Source organism: Paracoccaceae bacterium (assembly GCA_012103375.1).
In the GTDB taxonomy this organism is placed as follows: domain Bacteria; phylum Pseudomonadota; class Alphaproteobacteria; order Rhodobacterales; family Rhodobacteraceae; genus WLWX01.
Map to the genome: position 1 here is coordinate 1,193,025 of WLWX01000001.1, position 22,829 is coordinate 1,215,853.

Genomic DNA, 22,829 nt, shown 5'->3' on the forward strand with positions numbered 1-22,829 from the left:
CAGGTTCAAGCCGAAACGCTTTAGGCCAACCCCGCCTCGGCCATCAGCCTGGCGGCCTCGATCTGGACCATTTGGTCACGGCCCGCGCCTTCCACCGGCACTATACCGACTTCCAGAAACAGCGGCGCGGCCAGCGGGGTGACGTGGTCCAGCGTCACGTGGTCGATCCGCCCCTTGGTGCGGGTCAGCATGTCGTCGATCCGGGCAAAGTCGACGATGCCGCGCTGCGCCTCTTCCCGGGTGATCTGCATCAGGACATGGTCGGGATCATACTTGCGCAGCGTGTCATAAAGGATGTCGGACGAAAATGTCGCCTGCCGCCCCGATTTCCGCTTGCCCGGATGGTTGCGCTCGATCAGCCCGGCGATCAGCGCCGCATCGCGGAAGGTGCGTTTCATAACCGCGTTTCCACCCAGCCAATGTTCGAAATCTGCACGCAAAGTGGTGGCGGAAAACAGTGGCCGCGGGTCACTTACCCGCGTCAGACCAGAGATCAGAACCGCATAATCGGTGGCCACGAACCTGAGTGGGTTCAATCCCATCGCCTCCATTCTTTGAGTGATGAGCAAACCGAGCGTCTGCATCGCATTGCGCCCGGCAAAGCCGTAGATGCAGGTATGCTCTCGCCCGTCAAAAGGGAAGGATTCGACAAGTATGTGGGACCGGCTGGGCAGGTGAGAGACCTTGCGCTGAAGCGCCAACCACTCGGCCGTATGGGTCGGAAGCTGGGGCCAGTCCGGTTGCTGGAACAGGTCCAGAATGCGTTGCGACAACTGGGTGGATGTGGCGAATTTCGTGCCTGCGAAAACGGCGATCTTTGGCGGCTTCGTCGCCTCGCGCGATACCTCGACCGTCATCTCGCGCAGGCGGTCATAGCGTACCACGCGCCCGCCGATCAGAAACGTATCACCGGGGGTGAGGGGTGGCGGCAAAAGCCTCCTCAACCTCGCCCAGGGGCTTGCCGCCCATGCGACCGCGCAAGCGGACGGGCATCACCTCGGTGTCGATGATGGTGCCGATGTTCATGCGGATGCGCGCGGCGGCGCGCGGGTCGCGCAGCTGCCACAGCCCGTCGGGGCGCTGCATCAGGCGTTGCCAACGATCATAGGCCTTCAGCGCATACCCCCCCGTCGCCGCGAATTCGAGGCAGGCGTCGAAATCCGCGCGGGTCAGCGAACTATATGCCCCGGCACTGGTCACCTCGGGGAACAGGTCATCGGCATCGAAGGGCCCGGCGCAGGCGGCGATCAGGATGTGCTGGATCAGCACGTCACGCGGGCCGGGGCCGCGCGGGTCGCCATCAAGGTTGCGTTCTTTCGCTGCCTCCAGCGCGGCGACACATTCGACAATCTCGAAGCGGTTGGCCGGGACCAGCAACGCCTTTGAGGGCGCGTTATAGCGGTGATTGGCGCGCCCGATCCGCTGCACCAGCCGTTTGACGTTTTTCGGCGCGCCAATCTGGATCACCAGATCGACATCGCCCCAGTCGATCCCCAGGTCCAGCGTGCCGGTGCAAACAATCGCGCGCAGGCTGCCGGCGACCATCGCGGCTTCGACCTTCTGGCGCTGTTCGCGCGCCAGCGATCCGTGGTGGATGCCGATGGGCAAATCGTCGGTGTTGGCCAGCCAGAGGTTGTGAAAAAAGATCTCGGCCTGGGCGCGGGTGTTGTGGAAAATCAGCGTGGTTTTGTGCTGTCGAACCTGGTCGAGGACCGCCGCAATCGCGTATTTCCCGCCACCCCCCGACCACGGCGGGGGCGCATCCGTGGTCAGCATGCGGATATCCGGGTCCGGCCCCGGATCGGCGTGCAGGATCGCACAAGGGTCCGGGTGCCGCGCCAGCAGATGCGCGATGGCGGTGGGGTCCTCAACGGTGGCCGACAGGCCGACGCGACGCAGGCCGGGGCGCAGCGCTTGCAGGCGTGACAGCGCCAACAGCAGCTGATCGCCGCGTTTGCTATCCGCAAGTGCATGAATTTCATCGACAATCACCCGCTCTAGCCCGGCGAAAATGCGTGGCGCATCCTCATAACTCAGCAGCAGCGCCAGCGATTCCGGCGTCGTCAGCAGGATATGCGGCGGGTCGGCGCGCTGGCGCTTACGCATACTTTGCGAGGTGTCGCCAGTGCGGTCCTCAATCCGGATCGGCAGGCGCAAATCCTCGACCGGGCGGCGCAGGTTGCGCCCGATATCCGCCGCCAGCGCCTTCAATGGCGAGACATAGAGCGTATGCATCCCCCGGTGCGCGCCATCGGCCAGTTCGGCCAGCGTCGGCAGGAAGCCGGCCAGCGTTTTGCCGCCCCCCGTTGGCGCGATCAGCAGCAGGGCGGGATCGGCGGCACGTTCCAGCATGGCACGCTGATGCGGATGCGGCGACCAGCCGCGCGCGGTGAACCAGTCGGCGAAATTATCGGGAAGCGAGACCATGTGGGTTTGTCGCCCGAAAACGGTCGGCGCGGAAAGGTTGAAATGGGGGCCGCGGTCAATTTCGCGAAACTACGGCTGAAACGGGGGGCGAGTCAGCCGTTTATTCCGCCTCAGGCTACCGTGTCCCGACCCAAAACCCTATTCAGGTTCCAGCACCGTCACCCCCGTCGCCGCCGCCCGTGCCAGGGCCGGGTCCAGCGACATCGGGATATACTCGCCGCGCCGCCACAACTCCCCCAAATCATCGTAGTGCCGCGACAACGGATGACCGGATTGCCCGGTCGAGATGATGAAGACCGAACTGTCCGGGTCTGCGAAATCATAGACCCCGCGATACCCCGCCGCATGGACGTTCATGAACGGGTTCGCGCCCCGACCGCGCGTACTGCCGCGCCTGAGCGTATGATCCCCGCCCGAGGTTGACTGGCGAATGTTGACGATCCAGTTCAGGCCGGGAACTTCTCCCAGAACGGGGTGATCATGCGCGGCCTGATGGGCATCGCCCCAGCGCAGCGCCTCGACCGCGTTGCCATAGCGTTCTTCCAGCAACAACAGCGCATCATCCAGCGCATCACGGGCGATATCGGCGCAGGTTTCGGACGGGGCCGATTGCGCCACGTCACACCACACGCCCGCACCTTCGGTGTTGCGGAACACCCGCTCGATGAAGATCGGGTCGGGGCGTTCGAATTCGCCCGACAGGGGCCCGAGTTCGTCCTGCGTCAACCGCACCTGTAGTGCGTTCAACCAGGCGGCATAGATCAGCGGTTCGGGCAGATGCTCGTTCATCTCTCCGTTCCATTCGGCCAGCAATTCCAGCGCCCGCTGACGCTGCCGTTCCAGCGTGCCTTCGGGCGCGGCCTGCCCGGTGAACCACAGATCGGCGGCGATCAGCGGCAGCAGGGTGCGCGCGGTGTAACTGACGGTGTCCAGCTGCGCCTCGACGAAGCTTTCGCGGGTATGAACCTCGCGCGTTTGCATCAAGCGCCGCCAGCGCTGGATCCGCTGCGTGTCGCCCCAGTCGAAACTGACGTGCAGCGGGAAGGGGCGGTCCAGCAGCTTGTTGTTGGTGTTGCCCAGCAATCCGCCGACCGGCGCGATAAAGGCCGGGTTCGCGCCATAGGGCTGGGTGCCCAGCCAGCGATTTTCGGCCAGCCAGCCGGGGGTCGGCAATCGCCCCTGGCTTTGATGACGCTCGGACCGGCGCGGCATCTGGCCGACAGTCTTCATCGCGATATTGCGCCGATCCGCCAGCACCAGATTAAGGCTGGGCGCAACGAAATCGGCCCCCGCCGCCATCGCTTCGGTCACATCCTGCGCCGCCATCAGCTTCATCGCCGCCTGGATCGACGTGTCTTTATCGCTGAGGACCGTCCAGGCCAGGCTGGTCAAATGCCCCGGCGGCGTCACCGTTCCCAGATCATAATGCCCGCCCGGCAGGATCGGGCCATTATCACTCCACGCCAGCTCGATGGTTTTCGAGGGCGCATCCTTGATCGTGATGATCGACGGGCGTGTCACCATGGGCTGCCAGCCGCCGGGGGTCAGAACCTCGGTCGGATCGTCCGGGTTCAGCTTTTCGATATAGGCGTCCTGATCGTCCAGATAACTCGACGTGATGCCCCAGCCCAGGCTGGCAGAGCGCCCAACCATTACCGCCGGAATGCCCGGAATCGTGCCGCCGATGACGCCGCCGGATTGCAGCTCCATCCGGGCCAGATACCAGATCGCCGGGGCGGTCAGCCCCAGATGCGGATCGTTCGCCAGCAACGTGCTGGCCGCCGCCGACCGGGACGGGGCCGCCGCCCAGCCGTTCGACGCCCCCGGCAAGCCCGGCGGGGCGAAGGGCGACAGCGGATCGCGCGGCCCGCGCGTATTGGCCGCGTACTTCGGTGCATCCGGCACCAGTGCGGCATATTCCGGCAGCGCGGCAATCCCGCCGCCCGGTGCATCCGGGATCAGATCGCGCACTCGCTCAGGGTCGAGGATCAGTGAGGCGCGCGCGCGCCGAACTTCGGCCGATAAATGCCCCGAGGTTTGCAAACCCAGCAGCTTGACCAGCGCAATGGAATCACTCGGCGTCCAGGGAGAGATTGCGCGCGGGAAAATCCAGAACTCCGGCGCACCGCGCCCCAGCGCGCCGCTGTTCACCTCAGCCAGCCAGGCGTTCACCCCGGCGGAATAGGCGTTGAGGTTGGCCAGCGTCTCCTCCTCCAGCGCGGCCTTGGACTTGATCGACAGACCATAAAGGTCGAGGCGGCGGATCAACTCATCAATCTGTAAGGTGCGTTCGCCGAAAATCTCGGACAGGTGGCCCTGTGCGGTACGCCGCATCATCGTCATCTGCCACAGGCGGTCCTGTGCGTGCGCATAGCCCAGGCCGAAATAGACGTCACGGTCACCTTCGCCGAAGATGTGGGGCACGTTGGCGGTATCGCGCACAATCTCGATCGGGGCGGTCAGCCCGTTGACCTGATAGGTGCCCGAATATTCTGGGATCGACCGGGACGCGAACCAGTAAATCCCGCCCAGACCCAGCAGGATGACGGCGGACACCACCAGCAATATCCGCAGCAACCATCGAAAAATCTGGAACATCGGGGCCTTTGTTTACGCCGGGCAGGAAGGTGCGTAGATAAGCCGGAAGCGGACAAAAAGGGAAGGTGCGGCAATGGCGAAAGTGGCGTTTTTGGGCCTGGGGGTGATGGGATACCCGATGGCGGGGCATCTGGCGGCGGCCGGGCATGACGTGACGGTCTATAACCGCAGCGCAGCCAAGGCGGCAAAATGGGCCGGTGAACACGGCGGCGCGGCGGCGGATACGCCTGCCGGGGCCGCCAAGGGGGCCGATTTCGTTATGGCCTGCGTCGGCAATGATGACGATCTGCGCCAGGTCTGTACCGGCCCCGATGGCGCGTTTTCGGGCATGGCGGCGGGCGCGATGTTCGTGGATCACACAACCGTATCCGCTGCGGTGACGGCGGAACTGCACGCGGCAGCGGGCGCGGCTGGTCTGGCCTATGTCGATGCGCCGATCTCGGGCGGGCAAGCGGGGGCCGAGAATGCGGCCCTGTCGATCATGTGCGGCGGGGCGCAGGCGGATTACGATCGCGCCGAACCGGTGCTGGACGCCTATGCGAAGATTTGTCGCCGTATCGGGGACAGCGGTGCCGGGCAGATGTGCAAGATGGTGAACCAGATCTGCATTGCCGGTCTGGTTCAGGGCCTGTCCGAAGGGCTTGCCTTTGCCGAGAAAGCCGGTCTGGACGGGCGCGCGGTGGTCGAGGTGATCAGCCAGGGCGCCGCCGGATCATGGCAGATGGTCAACCGGCACAAAACCATGCTGGACGACCACTTTGAACACGGCTTTGCAGTGGACTGGATGCGGAAAGACCTCGGGATTTGCCTGGACACGGCGGATGAGATCGGCGCCAGCCTGCCGACGACCGCGCTGATCGACCAGTTCTACGGCGACGTGCAGCGTATGGGCGGCGGACGCTGGGACACCAGCGCGCTGATCCAGCGGTTGCGGGGGAAATAAGCGGGATGTTGGATTTGTGAAAGATCAACTGCGAATTGGGCGGTGATTTCGCGAATCTGCACTGTCGGACATTGAGTTTCTGAAGCCCGAAACGGCCTCAGATTCTACAGCTGGGCATCAAGACTTCGCCGCCCGCGCATGTTTCGCCAGATCCTGCGCAATCGCGAACGCGCCCTGAATCTTGTCCTTCGCCTTCTTCCAATCACGCCGCACGACGATCTTGTTGTCCTTGACCTTCGCCAACCCGCGCTGATCCTGCACGAAGGTGACCAGTCCCGCCGGATTGGCAAACTTGTCGTTGTGAAACTGGATCGTCGCGCCCTTCGGCCCCGCATCCAGCTTGGCAATTCCGGCCTTTTTGCACTGCGCCTTAATCCGCACCACCAGAAGCAAGGTATTCACCTCGCGCGGCAGCTTGCCGAACCGGTCGATCAATTCTGCGGCGAAGCCTTCCAGTTCAACTTTTGTGCTGAGGGCTGACAAGCGACGATACAAGCCAAGTCTTACATCAAGATCGGGTACGTAAACCTCTGGTATCAGGACAGGAACACCCAGGTTGATTTGCGGTGCCAACTGGTCATCCGCTTCGCTCAGCCCCTCCATCTCTCCGGCTTTGATCTTGGCAATCGCCTCTTCCAGCATCGACTGGTAAAGTTCATAACCCACATCGCGCATCTGACCGGATTGCTCCTCGCCCAGCAGGTTGCCAGCACCGCGAATGTCCAGATCCTGGCTGGCGAGCGTAAAGCCAGCCCCAAGCGAATCCAGGCTGCCCAAAACACGCAACCGCTTCTGCGCCGTATCTGTAAGCTTTGCACGAGGTTTGGTCGTCAAGTACGCGTAAGCACGTGTTTTTGAACGACCGACCCGCCCACGTATCTGATACAGCTGCGCCAACCCGAACATATCCGCCTGATGCACCATCATGGTGTTCGCCGTCGGAATATCCAGCCCGCTTTCGACAATTGTGGTGGCCAGCAAAACATCATATTTGCCATCGTAAAAAGCGTTCATCCGGTCATCCAGCTCTCCCGCAGCCATCTGGCCATGGGCGACGACGTAAGAAACTTCGGGCACCTGTTCGCGCAGGAAATCCTCGATATCCGGCAAGTCCTTGATCCTGGGGACCACATAAAAGCTCTGACCGCCACGATAATGTTCGCGCAACAAAGCCTCACGAATGGTGATCGCGTCGAATTCGGAAACATAAGTGCGGATCGCCAATCGGTCGACTGGCGGAGTGCCAATTATCGATAAATCACGGACACCTGTAAGGCTAAGTTGAAGTGTTCGTGGAATTGGCGTCGCCGTCAATGTCAGCACATGAACGTCCGATCGCAGCGCCTTCAACCGCTCTTTATGCCCCACACCAAAGTGCTGTTCTTCGTCGATCACCAACAGCCCGAGGTTCTTGAACCGCACATTCTTGGCCAGCAACGCATGAGTGCCGATGACAATATCCGCCGACCCGTCCGCCATCCGCGATTTCGTATCCGCCGCTTCCTTCGCACCGACGAACCGCGACAGTTGCCGCACCTCGACCGGAAACCCCGGAATCGTTCAGCAAAACTCTTGTAGTGTTGCCGCGCCAGCAGCGTGGTCGGCGCGATCACCGCGACCTGAACACCGCTCATCGCGGCAACAAAGGCGGCGCGCATCGCCACCTCGGTCTTGCCGAAACCCACGTCGCCACAGATCAGGCGATCCATTGGCGTGCCGGCGGCCATGTCGTCCAGCACCGCGCCGATGGCGGTCAGCTGGTCGTCAGTTTCCTCATACGGGAAGCGGGCCGAAAACGCGTCCCACATGCCATCGGGCGGTTCCATGATCTGGGCGCGGCGCAGCATCCGTTCGGCGGCGACCCGGATCAGCTTGTCGGCCATGTCGCGAATGCGCTGTTTCAGCCGCGCTTTCTTCGACTGCCAGGCCCCACCACCCCAGGCGATCCAGCAGCCCTTCCTCATGCCCGTAACGGCTGAGAAGTTCAATGTTTTCAACGGGAAGGTACAGGAGATCGCCACCGGCGTATTCCAGCAAAATCATCTCATGCGCCGCCCCCAGCGCTTCCACCACCTCCAGCCCGCGGTAAACGCCGATGCCGTGGTCGATGTGGACGATCAGGTCGCCGGGCGACAGGCTCTGCGCCTCGGTCAGGAAGTTTTCGGCGCGGCGTTTCTTGCGGGTTTGGCGGATCAGCCGGTCGCCCAGAACGTCCTGTTCCGAGATCACGGTCAGGCTGTTACCTGTGAACCCGTGCTCCAGCGGCCAGACGGTCAGGAAGACGCCGCCGGTGGCGTCGGGCACATCGCGGAAATCGCCGATGGCGCGGGCGTCGGCTAGCCCCTCATCCTCGATCAAGCCGGACAGACGCTCCCGCGCACCATCGGAATTGCTGGCGATGATGACCTGAGTATTTTCACGTTTTGTTTGAATATGTCCAAACAATGCATTGAAAAGGCTTACGTTTGTCTGTTGTCGTTCGGGCGAAAAATTCCGCCCGATCCGCCCGCCTGCGTCGATCACCCCCGGCCCGCTGGCCTGCGGCAAGGGATGAAAACCCAACACCCGGCGGCCCTCCAACTGAGCGTTCCATGACGCATCATCCAGATACAACAATCCCGGCGGGGCGGGCTTGTATACGGAATCGAGCCGCGCCTTGCTGGCCAGCGCTTCGGCCCGGTTGGAATACTGATCGGCAATCGCCTCCCACCGCGCCAGGCGGGCCGGTGTCAGCTGGTCATCAAGGCAGACCGGCACATCGGGCAGATAGTCAAACAGCGTTTCCAGCCGCTCATGAAAAAACGGCAGCCAGTGTTCGATGCCTGCGTGTTTTCGGCCCGCACTGACGGCTTCATACAGGGGATCGTCAGTGCCCGCCGCCCCAAATTCCAGGCGATAGTTCTGCCGGAAACGGGTGATCGCTGCCTCGTCCAGGATCACCTCGGACACCGGTGCAAGCTCCACCACCTCCAGCGCTTCAGCCGTGCGCTGACTGACCGCGTCAAACCGGCGCGCACCGTCCAGTACGTCGCCAAACAGGTCCAGGCGCACCGGCATGTCGTGCCCCGGCGGCCAAACGTTGATGATCCCGCCCCGGATCGCATAATCGCCCGGTTCGGTGACTGTGGGCGCCTGAGAAAACCCCATCCGGACCAGGAAGGCACGCAAAGCGCTTTCGTCCAGGCGCGACCCGACTACGGCAGTAAACGCAGCTTCGGCCAGGACATCGCGCGCCGGAACCCGCTGGGTGGCGGCATTCAGTGTGGTCAAAAGGATGAAGCGTTTCGGCATTCCATGGGTCAGCCCGGCCAGCGTCGCCATTCGGGTGGCCGACACATCCAGGTTTGGCGACACCCGGTCATAGGGCAGGCAATCCCACCCCGGAAACGTGACCACCGGCATGTCGGGGGCAAAAAACGCCAGCGCGGCCGCCATAGCCGCCATCCGCTTGTCATCCCGCGCAATGTGGATCGCAGGCCCGCGCTCCGCCTCGGCCAGCAAAAGCCGCGCGTCAAACCCTTCGGGCGCGCCGCCGACGGTGATATGTTTGGTACTGGCCATGGGCGGGGTGGGTATACGCGCCGTGGGCGGTGTCAACCGAGAGTTCTGCGATCCGGATCGCGAACACGCACCTGCGCCACGCCCGCCCCGGTCAACCAAAACCGTGCAACACCATAAACGCCGCGCCGCCTATACCGATCTTCTTTGCCCATCATTGACCCATAAATATCCCGGGGGTCTGGGGGCTGGCCCCCAGCGATCTCGTGTCTGGGGGCTGGCCCCCAGCGATCTCGTGTCTGGGGGCTGGCCCCCGGCTGTCTCGCCGGTGGGGGGCGCCCTCAGCCGCCCAGCACGCCGATCGACAGGTTCTGGTACATGCCCCACATGGCGGTCACGAAAATCGCGATCATGCCGATCACCTGGGTCCACAATCGGTGGCGCACCATGCGTTTGCGCAATGGCTCTCCGAGGATATTGGTTCGCCGAATTATTCTTGCTGTGCGCAGGCTTAGCAAGCCCACGATCGACATCGGCAGGCCCATCAGAAACAGCGCTTGGGCAATCTCGACCTCGTACCAGAACCCAAGGATCACCAATGCGGTCAGGATGCCGGAACCGATGGTCAGGATCCACAGGCCCGAAACCTCGCTGATGTGCAGCAGGCGATTGACGTTGATGCGGACCATATCCTCGAAATCCGCCTCGGCCTGACCACCGCTGCGACGGGCGCGTTGCAGCATGTCAAAAGGCACCCCAAGCACCCAGTGCGAGGTTGTCGACCAGACCACAGCCAACGCGATCCAGAACCACAGGTTCGAAAACGACCGCATATCGATCAGTTCGAAAACGGTCTTGTACCAATCCACGCGTGCGGGTCCCCAAAGCAGTGCCGCGCGGACCATAGGGACGGGCGCGCGGCTTGGCCAGACCTTGAGCTGTGCGGCACTTCGACGTAACGCTGTGGCCGGGGCAGCTTGGCCCGATAGGATCAACAAAGGCCGTATTCAGATGACAAACCATCCAACATTGCCTGCGCCTTTCCCGCTGGCCCGCGCACGCCGGATGCGGCGCACGGCTGCGCTGCGCGCGATGGTGCGTGATGCACGGCTGTCGCCCGCCGATCTGATCTGGCCGATCTTCCTGACCGAAGGCAACGGCGTCACCGATCCGGTGCCCTCGATGCCGGGGGTGGCGCGCCTGTCGGTGGATCTTGCGGTTTCGGCGGCGCGGCGGGCGCAATCGCTTGGAATTCCGGCGATCTGCCTGTTTCCCTATACTGAGGCTGACCGGCGCACCGAAGATTGCGCCGAAGCCTGGAGTGCCGATAACCTGTCCAACCGTGCCACCCGGGCGATCAAGGACGCGGTTCCCGAGGTGGCGGTGATGACCGATGTCGCGCTCGACCCCTATAACGCCAATGGCCATGACGGGATTGTGCGCGACGGTGTGATCGTAAACGATGAAAGCGTTGACGCGCTGGTGCGCATGGCTCTGGCGCAGGCGGCGGCGGGTGCGGATATCCTTGGGCCCAGTGACATGATGGACGGGCGGATCGGTGCCATGCGCGGCGCGTTGGAGGAGGCCGGTTATCAGGACGTGGTGATCCTGTCTTATGCCGCCAAGTTTGCCAGCGCCTTCTATGGGCCGTTCCGGGACGCGGTCGGGGCCTCGGGGCGGCTGATCGGGGACAAGGCGACCTATCAGATTGATCCGGCCAACGGGGAGGAGGCGCTGCGCATGGTCGCGCGCGATCTGGCCGAAGGCGCGGATATGGTCATGGTCAAACCCGGGATGCCCTATCTTGATATCTGTCGGCGTGTGAAAGATCGCTTTGCGGTGCCGACCTTCGCCTATCAGGTAAGTGGAGAGTATTCGATGATCCGCGCCGCCATCGACGCAGGCTGGATCGAGCCGGAAAAGGCGATGCTGGAAAGCCTGATCGCCTTCCGCCGGGCCGGGTGCGACGGCATCCTGACGTATTTTGCACCCGACGTGGCCGAGTTGCTGAACGGCTGAGTGCGGAGGCTGCGCTGGCCGACCGAAGACGAACGCCCGACCCAAGCAGGGCGCGCGGCGGACCGGCGGGCTGGCGCAGCGACGATTGACGGACATAATTTATGGGGCCGTGTTAGCCGTCAACTCGAACCGGAGTGCCCACCTCAAACCGACGCCAGACCGGTGGGGCCGGTCCGGCGTGCGCCCTGCGCCTGCGGCGCGCACCGGGCGCAGATCAAATCGATAGCGATTAAGATAGTTTGAACGGCGCCTTAGCCTGGGTCTTCGCCGCCGTACTTCAGCCAATAGTCACGCACATAGGGCACGGCCCCGCGTCCGTAATGCCAACCCTTGCCCCAGCGCTGTCCCTTCTCGGGCACCACGTCGATGGGCCGGGGATCGCCGTGAAAGGCAAGGATGCGCGCCGTGGGCGGCACTGGTTTCGGGGCCATCACCCGGTCCAGCAGCGGTGGTGCCATCAGCGTGCGCTTGAACGAAATCACCCAGTCCTCGGGCCAGAACTGCAGGTTTTCCGCGTGGTGTTCCAGAAACCGCTGCTCCTTACGAAACCCCTCACGCGCGCGCCTGGGTGAGGCCGCGAAGTTCTGCCAGACATGGTGCAGGCGATCGGCGTTCCATGCAAAAATCCCGCTGGCGCAAAAATGCTTACGCTTACGTAACCGATCCGCCAGCCGGGGCCATTCGCGGATCATCACTGGTTCCCCGGGAAGTTCGAACAGCTCCTCCAGCGGTCCGGTTATGATCGTGTCGAGGTCGATGAACAGGCACCGGCCCGTCAGGTCTGCGTCGCATTCTGCGAACACGGATAATTTCGGCCAGCCGCCGCGCTCCCAGCCCGCGTCATCCAGCGACATCTCGGGGATTTTGACGCAGTCGACCTGCTCGTCGATGCCCGCCGGGTCATCGGTAAAACAGACAAAGCGGAAGGCGCCGCTCAGATGTGCTGAAACCGCCCGGAACAACACGTTCACGTAGTCCGGCCCGTAAAGTGAGCCCCATTCCATGCAAACAATAGTTCTTGCCATTCCCGCGCGCCAAATTCGTGCACGTCCAGCTTATTGCGCCATCCGCCAGTGGGGGCAACCCGGTCGCTGTCCGGCAGACATCCGCCGGAGGGCAGAATCGCTGATGGTTTGGTGACAGCGCCAATTTCTGATGCTATGATTGCGATCAAGCGGCCAACAGAATGCCGCAACAAACCAGAGCAGTAGACCCATAGGACCATCATGACCCAAACGACTCGTCGTGCGCTGATTGCAGGCGCATCCGCTGCCGCGTTACTGACGTCGGCCTGTATGAACACGGTCGGCAGCCAGGGCGGCGCGATCATTGATCAACGCGCTGATCAGACGCTGAACCACCTGTACCGAACCTATCCCGGCGTGGCCGAGGTTGGCCGCAATGCCGCCGGCATCCTGGTGATGCCGCTGGTGACCGAGGCGGGGCTTGGCATCGGCGGCAGCTATGGGCGCGGGGCGCTGCGTGTTCAGGGCGTCACTGTCGATTATTACTCAGCCGCGCAGATCAGCGCGGGCCTGCAGATCGGTGCGCAGCAATACGCGCACGTCCTGTTTTTCATGACCGAGCAAAGCCTGACCAACTTCCGCACCACCATCGGCTGGTCTGCCGGGGCGGATGCGGAATATGCGGTTATGGACGTGGGCGAGAATATTTCGGCCGAAACGATTACCACGCTGGAACCGGTTGTCGCGGTGATCTTCGGGCAGGCGGGCCTGATCGCAAGCGCGGTGATCGAGGGCACGAAATACACCCGGATCATTCCCTGAGCCGAGCTTGCTTTTGTTCTGTCAGTCGTCGCGCGCCTGACGCGCGGCGCGCCCGCCGCGCCGTTTTTTCAGCCGTGGCGCGCGATCCGGCAGCGTCGCCATGACGGCGCGCCGGGCCTCGGGCGACATCGCGCCCCAGGCGGCAATCTCGTCGATGCTGCGATAGCAGCCGGTGCACAGACGCTCGGTCGGGTGGATCAGACAGATCTTTATGCAGGGGCTGTCGACCTCGTCCCGCTGCCATATCTCATCACTCATGGCGCGCTTTCCAGAACGCGCAACCGGTCCAGCGCGCCTTGCAGGATGAACCCGGCGGCAACGTGGTCGATGACCTCGCCCCGGCGGCGGCGGCTGGTGTCACCTTCCAGAAGCGCGCGTTCGGCGGCAACGGTGGACAGGCGTTCGTCCCAGAAGGTGATCGGCAGATCGCTCAGCCGTTCCAGATTGCGCGCGAAGGCCCGCGTCGACTGACAGCGTGGCCCTTCCGAGCCATCCATGTTCATCGGCAACCCCAGCACAATCCCGCAAATCTCGCGCGCGCCGATGACATCCAGCAACCGCGCCGCATCGACCGAGAATTTCTTGCGCCGGATCGTTTCCAACGGGCTGGCGATCCCGCGCAGTGTGTCCGATACCGCCAGACCGATGTTCTTGTCCCCAAGGTCAAGCCCGATCAGCGCGCCGTGGCGGGGCAGGGCGGAGGCAAAGCCCGTGATGTCGGTCAGGATCACTCGGTGATCCCCGCCTGGCTTGCGGTGCGGGCCAGCAGCGCCAGATCATTGGGGTTGGCGGCGAACACCTCGCGCGCTTCGGCATAGATTTCGGCGGCGCGCGCAACCTCGCCCAAGACACCCAGCGCTCCGATCAGACGCGCCCAGTCGCTGGCCGGGCCGCCTTCGGTCGCCAGACGCTCGGACAGGCCATCGACCATGCCCCGGATCATGGCGTCGCGGTCCTCTGCCGACATATCCGCAGCGGCGGCAATATCGGCGGCACTTGGGCCGCGCTGTTGCGCGATTGGCGGCGGGGTATAGCTGACACCGGCGGCGCGCGCGACATCAATGATCTGCGCCCGTATCGGGGCGTCCCAGGGCGTATCGGCCCCCCCCTCGGACAGCGGGCTGCGCCACATCTGGAAAGCGCGATCAGGGCGCCCGACCTGGGCATGCAGCAATCCGGCGTAATAACGCGCGACCCCGTGTGAAGGGTCCATCTGCAGCGCCCGGATCACAACCTGTTCCGCCTCGGGCGAGACGATCCCGTCGGCGGCCAGGATCATCAGGCCTGCGTGTTCGGCAACATCACTGGCGGTGGCGGCGTTGCCTTTCAGGCGGACCACATTTGCCTGCGCGGCCGCAGCGGCGGCATAGCGGCCCAGCACGGCCTCGTTCAGGGCCAGCAGCTGATGGCCCTGAAGATCGTCCTGGTGATCCGCGACTGCGGCGCGCAGCTGTGTCATCAGGTCCAGGAACTTCGGGTCGGTGCCGGCAACTTCTCGATTTGGCGCCGCCGCCTCGGCGTCGGCTTGCGAGGGGCGGGCATTGTTCATCTGCTCGGCCAGGGCCAGGCGATCCTGCATCGAAAAATCCCGCGCGCCCGGCGCACCCAGCGTGGCGTAAAGCGCAAGCGCGCCACCGATCAGCGCCAGCGGCACCGCGACAGTCAGGACACGCAGCGATCCGACAGGTGCGCCTGCGGCAACGACCGCTTGCTGATGCGCGCGGTCCGCGTCCAGCAAACGGCGCTGCACCTCGGTGCGCAGGCGCGCAGCCTCGCCCGCGTCAAGGGTGCCACGGGCAAGGTCGCGATCCACCTCGGCCAGTTGGTCGCGGTAAATCCGCATGTCGGCGCTGTCGCCTGTGCTCTGCGCCGGGGGCTGCGCGCGCAGCGGAGCCAGCAAAACCCAGACAGCGGTTGCCGCGACGGCGGCGGCGATCAGCCAGAAAATCATCGGTTCACTTTCATTGCCGCCTCTATCTAGACGTTCGCGTGCGCAGCGCAACTCACGGTCTCGCGCGGTGGGCCGTGTCGGGGCGCATGCGCCGCGCCCCTGTCTTTGCCGCATCGGTCTGCACCAATGTCGCAATTCACCACCACTGCGACGTTCACACACTTCCAATTTCGCCGCGTCGCACGCACATTCGCGCCGTACCAGACCTGGGATTCGCCAATGCGCCGTTATTCCGCCTTTGCCATCGCCCGAGAGGCCATGCGCCACCATCAAGGGTGGGACCGCGCCTGGGCATCCCCCGAACCGCGCGACCGTTATGACGTGATCATCGTCGGGGCTGGCGGGCACGGCCTTGCGACCGCCTATTACCTTGGCAGGAATTTCGGCATCACCAATGTCGCGGTGCTGGAAAAAGGCTGGCTGGGCGGCGGCAATACCGGGCGGAACACGACGATCATCCGGTCGAACTATCTTCAGGATCCCTCAGCGGCGATCTATGAAAAGGCCCGCAGCCTATATGAAGGGCTAAGCCAGGACTTGAACATGAACGTCATGTTCAGCCCGCGCGGCGTGATGATGCTGGCCCAGACCGAGCATGAGGTGCGCGGTTACGTCCGCACCGCCCACGCCAACGCCCTGCAAGGGGTCCAGACCGAATTCATCGGCCCCGCGCGCGTGAAAGAGCTGTGTCCGATCATGAACATCGACGGCCCGCGTTATCCGGTGCTCGGCGCGCTGTGGCAGGCACGTGGCGGCACCGCGCGGCACGACGCCGTGGCCTGGGGCTATGCGCGGGCGTGCAGCGACATGGGCATGCACATCATCCAGAAGTGTGAGGTGACGGGGATCAGGACCGAGGCCGGGAAGGTCACGGGGGTCGAGACTTCGCGCGGCCCCATCGGCTGTTCCAAGCTGGGTCTGGTCGCGGCGGGGCATTCGGGCGTACTGGCCCAGATGGCCGGATTCCGCCTGCCGCTCGAGTCGGTGGCCCTGCAAGCACTGGTCAGCGAGCCGATCAAACCCCGCATGGACGTGGTGGTCATGGCCAACACGGTCCACGGCTATATGAGTCAGTCTGACAAAGGCGAGATGGTGATCGGCGGCGGCACCGACGGCTTCAACAACTACACCCAGCGCGGCAGCTTCCACCATATTGAGGAAACGGTGCGCGCACTGGTCGAGACCTTCCCAATGATCGCCCGCCTGAAGATGCTGCGCCAATGGGGCGGGATCGTGGATGTGACAGGGGATCGCTCTCCCATCATCTCACCCACGCCAGTGGGCGGCGTCTTCGTCAACTGCGGTTGGGGGACGGGCGGCTTCAAGGCGATCCCGGGCGGCGGCTGGGCCACGGCCGAGATGATCGCCAAAGGCGCGCCGGGGCCACTGGCCGCAGAGTTCGGGCTGAACCGGTTCCGCGAGGGGCGGTTTATTGATGAGTCAGTGGCTGCGGGGGTGGCGCATTGACTTTGGGAAATTCAACAAGAAGTTTGATGGTCGCAGGCATTCAAGGAATGCTTGTCTTGTTTTGCCTCGCGAACCTCTTGTACATGGCCTATTGTGAACCCAATCCAGTCACTTTTCAACGCTTCGGCAGTATGATGGTGTTCTTCGGAGTTTGCTTTTTAGCGATTAGCAATTCTCGGATCGCCGATTGGAAAATTGCCGAAAAGCTCAAGAAAGCGTCACTTCACGAGTATCGAGGATTGGTCCTCGCTGATGTCATTGTGCAGTTCGGACTGATTGCTGTTGGGACTCTCGTTTGGGGCTACGGCGACTTGTTAGTTTGTGGTCTGCACCGTCAAAATTTGCCGGTGTGCCCAAGATGAGTTTAAGGCCGACAGCACCTATCCGAACCGCCACTTCGGTTCGGGCTCGGCCATCGGTCGATCACACCCATAGTCACCCCTTAGATCGCTCCATCACCCCCTGCATTCGAGTTACTCACACGCATTTGATATCCGGCACGCAATCAAACAAGAGACTCTCACGGCCCAAAAAAGCCGAAACACCGGGCTTGCCTTCATCGTCGGCGCATTTGTCGTTGTGGTGGCAATCCTCGCCCACTTCTACCTCGGCGGCGAAGCCCCGTACGACGCGGATACCGAGATCAAGCTGCCCGCCTCGGACGGTTGAACCAGGATACCATGGGCGTCATCAGTGCGGGCGGCATCGTCAACGGCAAAAGTGGTGTGCGCGTGATTGCTCCAGATCGGGAAGCATCCATGGCTGCAGCGCTTTCGTTTCAGGGACGCCAGGCGAACCCGGTCTGCCATTAAAACTTGCGTCTTGCAGTTATCTTGCATCGACTCATGTTGGGATCGTCGCCAGGGGGTGCAATGTCATTTCGTAACACAACACTCGCAATGCGGTTGGCACGCCAGCCAGTCGTCGAGCATCAATCGCCGTACTTGCAGCAAAGCCTGCTTGTGGCGCTCGACGCACTATGCCCCGACGATGTTCTATGTGTCGCAATCGGCACCAATACCGTGCTTCTCGAGAACTTCTCGGATGAACCGCGTCATCCGGAACACTGGCGCATCCTTTTGATCGAACAGGATCGGCACCGCGCCGAAGAAACCGCCGCCCTTCATGCGGGTGATCCGCGCCTTGATATTGTTGAGCCTGCGGTCGGCCTTGTCGGAGAGAAACCGGTTTGGGACATTCTGGTCGACCTTGAGCATCACCATGTTGACCTGTTTTACCTCGACGCGGTGACAAACAGCCTGCTGATGATGCACGGACTTGATTTGAACGCGCTGAACACCCGGCTTGTCGTTGCAACCGGTGGTGACGGCAAACCCGAAACGGATATTTTCATTGAGGAAATGTCACATAGCGGGTTCGAGGTGTTCAGCGTCGATGGCGACCTTATCTGTGTCAACCGTTCAAATTTTCCGACTCAGGTTTCGCTGATGCTGGGGCTTATGGGCTATCACAGCAAAAACCCCGTATTTCCAGCGGTGAATGAAAGCGTTGATGCAGAATTGGCGCCCGCCCGCCCGATTGATCATGGCCCGTTGGCAATACCTCGCTCGATGGCACATATCTGGGTCGGCGATCGCCCGGCGCCGGTCCATTGGATGCAAAGCTGGCGTGATCAGCATCCGGATTGGGAGTATCGGGTTTACGACAATGCGTTTCTGTCTGGTCGTCGCTGGCGCAACCAGGCACTGATCGCCGAATATTTCGCGCGCAGATTATTTCACGGCGTTTCTGACCTGATGCGGTATGAACTGCTGCTTGAACGCGGTGGCGTCATCCCAGAAGCAGATTCGGTTTGCCTGAAACCAGTCGACGACCTGTTTCCGAATCCCACGTTATACTGTGTCTACGAGAACGAAGAACACAGACCTGGTTATATCAGCCATTTCGTCGCGGCAGCTCCGGGGCAGGCGATGCTGAAGGATATTCTCAAGGATCTGGAGATCCAGCAATCCGCGACGTCACTGCAGGCCCCATGGATTTCGACCGGCAATCGGTACATCGGGCAATTCGTCGCCGGGCGAGAAGACGAAGTTGTTATTTTCCCGTCACACTACTTCAACCCGAACTTCAAAAGCCGCTTGCCCTATGACGGCGACGGCCCGGTCTATGCCGACCAGAAATGGGGCTCGACCTTGCGGCTCTATGGCAGCTACCCGGCCGACAAGGCTGCGCGGATTTTTGAGGAGGTTCTGGATGCCTTGTGAACCGGATCGTCAGACCTGTTGGGGGGTGGCCGCAATGGTCTGTGCGCTATGCTGTTGATAACATGCCCGAATTGCGGTGTCGCCGCCGAAGAGACTGAGCTTCACGCCGGTGGAGAGGCGCATATCACGCGCTTCGGCCCCGATGCGAGTGACGCGGATTTTGAGGATTACCTGTTCCGCCGCGAAAACCCGTTCGGCGTGCATTTCGAACGCTGGCAGCACGCCAATGGTTGCGGAAAATGGTTCCACGCCGCACGTTGCACTGCGACGCTCGAGGTGTTTGGCACCTATTGCGCGCAAACCACTGAACCGCCTGCGGAAATCCTGGAAACCATTCGCGTCAAACGCCCTGGCTGGACCTGGAAGAATCTGGCATGAGCACCCGTCTTGCAACCGGCGGCCGGTTGATCGATCGCTCAAAGCCGCTGAATTTCACCTTCAATGGCAAGCGGATGACGGGCTATGCGGGGGACACGCTGGCCTCGGCTTTGCTGGCCAACGGGCAAATGTTGGTCGGGCGCAGTTTCAAATATCACCGGCCGCGCGGGATCATCGCGCGCGGGGCGGAAGAACCCAATGCGCTGGCGAATTTCGGGTCCGGCGCGGCGTTCGAACCGAACCAGCGAATGACGACGACGCCGCTGACCGAAGGCGCGGTGATCGCCAGCCAGAACCACTGGCCCAGCCTGGAATTCGATGTCGGTGCGATCAACGCCCGGATGGCGCGATTTCTGCCCGCCGGTTTTTATTACAAGACATTCAACTGGCCGCGCGCCTTCTGGAAACATGTGTACGAACCGGTGATCCGCCGGTCCGCCGGGCTGGGCAAAGCCCCGACCGAGCGTGACCCCGACCGGTACGGGCATCTCTATGCCTTCTGCGATGTGCTGGTTGTTGGCGGCGGCATTGCCGGGCTGACGGCGGCGCTGGCGGCGGCAAAGGGCGGGCAGCGGATCATGTTGATCGAACAGACCGGCGCCTGGGGTGGCCGGGCCGTGGTTGACGGTGGCTCGATTGATGGGCTCAATGTAATGCAATGGGTTGAAATTACCCTTCAACTCCTTGAAAAGATGTCGAATGTGACCATCCGTGCGAACACCATGGGCGCGGGTGTTTATGATCACGGCTATGCGCTGGCCTATGAACAGACCCATGATGCAGACGCACCGCGCCACCGCCTGTGGCGGATCAGGGCCGGGAAGATCATCACGGCGACTGGTGCGATTGAGCGGCCATTGTCATTTGCGAACAATGACTTGCCGGGTGTCATGCTGGCCAGCGCGGTTCGCGATTACATCGCCGATCACGGCGTCAGCGCCGGGGATCGCACCGTTGTGGTCACCAACAACGATGACGCCTATCGCACCGCAATTGCGCTGAAAGAAGTTGGGCTGGAAGTTCCGGCAATCCTGGATGCGCGGCCGGATCCGCAGGGGGAACTGATTGAAAAGGCCCGCGAAATCGGCATCCGGGTTGAAGCCTGGCGCGGCGTGGCCGCGGCGATTGGCAAGGGCCGGGTGCAGGGCGTTCAGGTCTGCCTGCACGCCGGTGAAGGTGCGGTGTTGGAAACGATCCCGTGCGAAGCGATTGCCATGTCAGGCGGCTGGTCCCCGGTGGTTCACCTGTGGAGCCATTGCGGTGGCAAGCTGCTGTGGGATGAGGATCACGCCCATTTCCGCCCCGATCCGAGCCGCCCGCCGATCAGCCATGATGGCGAAGCCTTTGTTATTACAGCTGGAAGTGCATCTGGCGCACTGGTGATGGACACGGTGCTTTCGGATGCGCACATGGCCGCTGGCGGTGGTGGTGCGGCGCCAAAGTCGGACGGCGTTGCCGAAGGCGAGATCCTGCCGGTTTGGGTAATGCCGCAAGGCGCGGGGATCGAGAAGCGCGCGAAAATGTTCCTCGATTTTCAGAACGACGTGAAAGTTAGCGACGTTCAGCTGGCCGCCCGAGAGGGGTATGAAAGTGTCGAGCACGCCAAGCGGTACACCACGCTGGGCATGGCAACGGATCAAGGTAAACTAAGCAATATCAACGGACTTGCGGTATTATCGGATGCGTTGCATCAGGAGATACCTGCAACCGGAACGACCACGTTCCGACCACCCTATACGCCAATTTCGATGTCCAGCATTGCGGGTGAAGCGAAGGGCGATCTGTTCCAGCCGCTGCGCCGCACACCGATGCACGATTGGCACGCTGCGAACGGCGCGCATTGGGAACCTGTCGGCCACTGGCGCAGGCCCTATGCCTTTGTTCGCGAAGGGGAAACCGTGGATCAGGCCGTCGCGCGTGAGGTGACGGCGACGCGGGATTCGCTGGGCCTGCTTGATGCCTCGACCCTTGGCAAGATTATCGTCAAAGGGCCGGATGCGGGGAAATTCCTCGACATGATGTACACCAACATGATGTCCAATCTGGCGGTCGGCAAATGCCGCTATGGGCTGATGTGCTCGGAAAACGGGTTCCTGATCGACGACGGCGTCGTGGCGCGAATGTCCGAAGATACCTGGCTGTGCCACACGACGACCGGCGGGGCCGAGCGTATCCACGGCCACATGGAAGAATGGCTTCAGACCGAATGGTGGGATTGGAAGGTCTATACGGCCAACGTCACCGAGCAATGGGCGCAGATCGGCGTTGTTGGCCCTAACGCACGCAAAGTGTTAGAGAAAATCGGCGGAATGGAGGTCTCGGCCGAGGCGTTGCCGTTCATGACCTGGACCGAGGGAGAGCTGGCCGGGATCCCTGCGCGCGCATTCCGCATCTCGTTTTCTGGCGAACTCAGCTACGAAATCGCCGTGCCCGCAAGCCACGGGCGGGCGTTTTGGGATATGCTTCACGCAACAGGTGAGGAATTTGACGTAACTCCTTATGGGACCGAAGCTTTACACATCATGCGGGCCGAGAAAGGGTTCATCATGATCGGGGATGAGACGGACGGCACGATCATCCCGCAGGATCTGGGCCTGAACTGGGCAATCTCGAAGAAAAAGGACGACTATCTGGGCAAGCGGGCGCAGGCGCGCCTGCATATGACCGATCCGAAGCGGTGGCAGTTGGTCGGACTGGAAACGCCCGATGGCTCGGTTCTGCCCGATGGGGCCTATGCGGTGGCTGAGGGGACCAATGCGAATGGACAGCGCAACACACAGGGGCGCGTGACCTCGACCTATCACTCGCCGACTCTGGGGCGCGGGATTGCCATGGGTCTGGTTCTGAACGGACCGGATCGTATGGGCGAGGTGATCGATTTCCCTAGTACGGACGGGAAGTCGAACCCGGCAAAGATCGTCAGCCCGGTGTTTTATGACCCTGAGGGGGAGAAGCAGAATGTCTGATGTGATGACTGCCCTTGGTGGTGCAAGTTTCGACGGTTACTGCAAAATCTCAGAGTCCGAATTGTGCGGCATGATTACCCTGCGCGGTGAATTCGCGTCGGCGGAATTCGCGGATGTCATCAAGGCAGAAACCGGCATGGCCATACCGGACCAGCGCCGGATCACGCATGACGGCGCGCGATCCCTGGCGTGGATGTCGCCGGATGAGCTGTTGTTTTTGCTGCCCTACGACGACGCCGCTGACGCCGCCGCGCAGCTGTCCGACGCGCTTACCAAACAGCATGCGATGGCCATCAACGTTTCGGACGCACGCGCATTGTTCCGGGTTGAAGGCGCGGCCTGCCGCGAGGTTCTGGCAAAACTGGCGCCGGTCGATCTGCACCCGGACGCCTTTGGCCCCGGCGACATCCGACGCACGCGTCTGGCCCAGGTGGCGGGCGCTTTCTGGATGCCGGATGCGCATGGGTTCGAGGTTGTCTGCTTCCGCTCGGTCGCGCGCTACGTGTTCGATCTTCTGTCAGAATCGGCTCGACAAGGCGGGCAAACGGGATATCCTGCGGCTGTTTAGTC

Annotated in this window: 15 protein-coding genes and 2 pseudogenes; 9 read left to right on the forward strand and 8 right to left on the reverse strand. The window is 62.5% G+C overall.

From position 1 onward, the window contains the following. Nucleotides 1–20: 20 nt before the first annotated feature. Both GKR99_06235 and GKR99_06240 read right to left on the reverse strand, forming a co-directional pair. Nucleotides 21–2,427: pseudogene (locus GKR99_06235) on the reverse strand (ligase-associated DNA damage response DEXH box helicase). A gap of 138 nt (nt 2,428–2,565) precedes the next feature. Continuing rightward, nucleotides 2,566–5,025 (reverse strand): penicillin acylase family protein, encoded by a 2,460-nt coding sequence (locus tag GKR99_06240; GenBank protein NKB27159.1) that lies wholly within the window; start codon nt 5,023–5,025, stop codon nt 2,566–2,568. 73 nt (nt 5,026–5,098) lie between these two features. Here GKR99_06240 and GKR99_06245 point away from each other — a divergent pair, with 73 nt between their 5' ends. Continuing rightward, on the forward strand, nt 5,099–5,968 hold the full coding sequence (locus GKR99_06245; GenBank protein NKB27160.1) for an NAD-binding protein: 870 nt from the start codon (nt 5,099–5,101) through the stop codon (nt 5,966–5,968). A 117-nt stretch (nt 5,969–6,085) separates the two neighbouring features. On the opposite strand, the pseudogene mfd reads toward GKR99_06245, so the two are convergent. Both mfd and GKR99_06255 read right to left on the reverse strand, forming a co-directional pair. Then, nucleotides 6,086–9,529 (reverse strand): annotated as a pseudogene (gene mfd, locus GKR99_06250) (transcription-repair coupling factor). Between the two features lie 278 nt (nt 9,530–9,807). After that, entirely contained in the window at nt 9,808–10,335 is a 528-nt protein-coding gene (locus GKR99_06255) for a component of SufBCD complex (protein NKB27161.1), read from the reverse strand. Between the two features lie 142 nt (nt 10,336–10,477). Here GKR99_06255 and hemB point away from each other — a divergent pair, with 142 nt between their 5' ends. Continuing rightward, a complete protein-coding gene (gene hemB / locus GKR99_06260; GenBank protein NKB27162.1) occupies nt 10,478–11,485 on the forward strand; it encodes a porphobilinogen synthase in 1,008 nt (335 codons plus the stop codon). A gap of 251 nt (nt 11,486–11,736) precedes the next feature. On the opposite strand, the gene GKR99_06265 is transcribed toward hemB, so the two are convergent. Next, nucleotides 11,737–12,510, reverse strand: a complete 774-nt coding sequence (locus GKR99_06265; protein NKB27163.1) for a glycosyl transferase — start codon at nt 12,508–12,510, stop codon at nt 11,737–11,739. Between the two features lie 201 nt (nt 12,511–12,711). Between GKR99_06265 and GKR99_06270 the strand changes: the two genes are divergently transcribed. Further along, nucleotides 12,712–13,272: a twin-arginine translocation pathway signal gene (locus tag GKR99_06270; protein ID NKB27164.1), complete on the forward strand. Its 561-nt coding sequence runs from the start codon at nt 12,712–12,714 to the stop codon at nt 13,270–13,272. Between the two features lie 21 nt (nt 13,273–13,293). Here GKR99_06270 and GKR99_06275 read toward each other — a convergent pair whose 3' ends face one another. The 3 genes from GKR99_06275 to ccmI are packed head-to-tail and all read right to left on the reverse strand — an operon-like array spanning nt 13,294 to nt 15,223. Next, nucleotides 13,294–13,530 (reverse strand): DUF1289 domain-containing protein, encoded by a 237-nt coding sequence (locus tag GKR99_06275; GenBank protein ID NKB27165.1) that lies wholly within the window; start codon nt 13,528–13,530, stop codon nt 13,294–13,296. Continuing rightward, the gene (gene ruvX / locus GKR99_06280) at nt 13,527–14,003 is read right to left on the reverse strand and encodes a Holliday junction resolvase RuvX (protein NKB27166.1); all 477 of its coding nucleotides are present in this window, start codon (nt 14,001–14,003) and stop codon (nt 13,527–13,529) included. The genes GKR99_06275 and ruvX overlap by 4 nt, the downstream gene beginning before the upstream one ends. Beyond that, a complete protein-coding gene (ccmI, locus tag GKR99_06285; protein ID NKB27167.1) occupies nt 14,000–15,223 on the reverse strand; it encodes a c-type cytochrome biogenesis protein CcmI in 1,224 nt (407 codons plus the stop codon). The genes ruvX and ccmI overlap by 4 nt, the downstream gene beginning before the upstream one ends. Nucleotides 15,224–15,442: 219 nt before the next feature. On the opposite strand from ccmI, the gene GKR99_06290 reads away from it, so the two are divergent. The 6 genes from GKR99_06290 to GKR99_06315 all read left to right on the forward strand — a co-directional run bounded on the left by GKR99_06290 (nt 15,443) and on the right by GKR99_06315 (nt 22,827). Next, nucleotides 15,443–16,690: a sarcosine oxidase subunit beta family protein gene (locus GKR99_06290; GenBank protein NKB27168.1), complete on the forward strand. Its 1,248-nt coding sequence runs from the start codon at nt 15,443–15,445 to the stop codon at nt 16,688–16,690. A gap of 83 nt (nt 16,691–16,773) precedes the next feature. Next, nucleotides 16,774–17,052, forward strand: coding sequence for a hypothetical protein (locus GKR99_06295; protein ID NKB27169.1), 279 nt, complete (start codon nt 16,774–16,776; stop codon nt 17,050–17,052). Between the two features lie 483 nt (nt 17,053–17,535). Continuing rightward, a complete protein-coding gene (locus tag GKR99_06300) occupies nt 17,536–18,915 on the forward strand; it encodes a hypothetical protein (GenBank protein NKB27170.1) in 1,380 nt (459 codons plus the stop codon). A 48-nt stretch (nt 18,916–18,963) separates the two neighbouring features. After that, nucleotides 18,964–19,293 (forward strand): sarcosine oxidase subunit delta, encoded by a 330-nt coding sequence (locus tag GKR99_06305; GenBank protein ID NKB27171.1) that lies wholly within the window; start codon nt 18,964–18,966, stop codon nt 19,291–19,293. Then, nucleotides 19,290–22,259, forward strand: a complete 2,970-nt coding sequence (locus GKR99_06310) for a sarcosine oxidase subunit alpha family protein (GenBank protein ID NKB27172.1) — start codon at nt 19,290–19,292, stop codon at nt 22,257–22,259. The genes GKR99_06305 and GKR99_06310 overlap by 4 nt, the downstream gene beginning before the upstream one ends. Beyond that, entirely contained in the window at nt 22,252–22,827 is a 576-nt protein-coding gene (locus GKR99_06315; protein NKB27173.1) for a sarcosine oxidase subunit gamma, read from the forward strand. Before GKR99_06310 ends, GKR99_06315 begins: the two co-directional genes overlap by 8 nt. Nucleotides 22,828–22,829 lie beyond the last annotated feature (2 nt).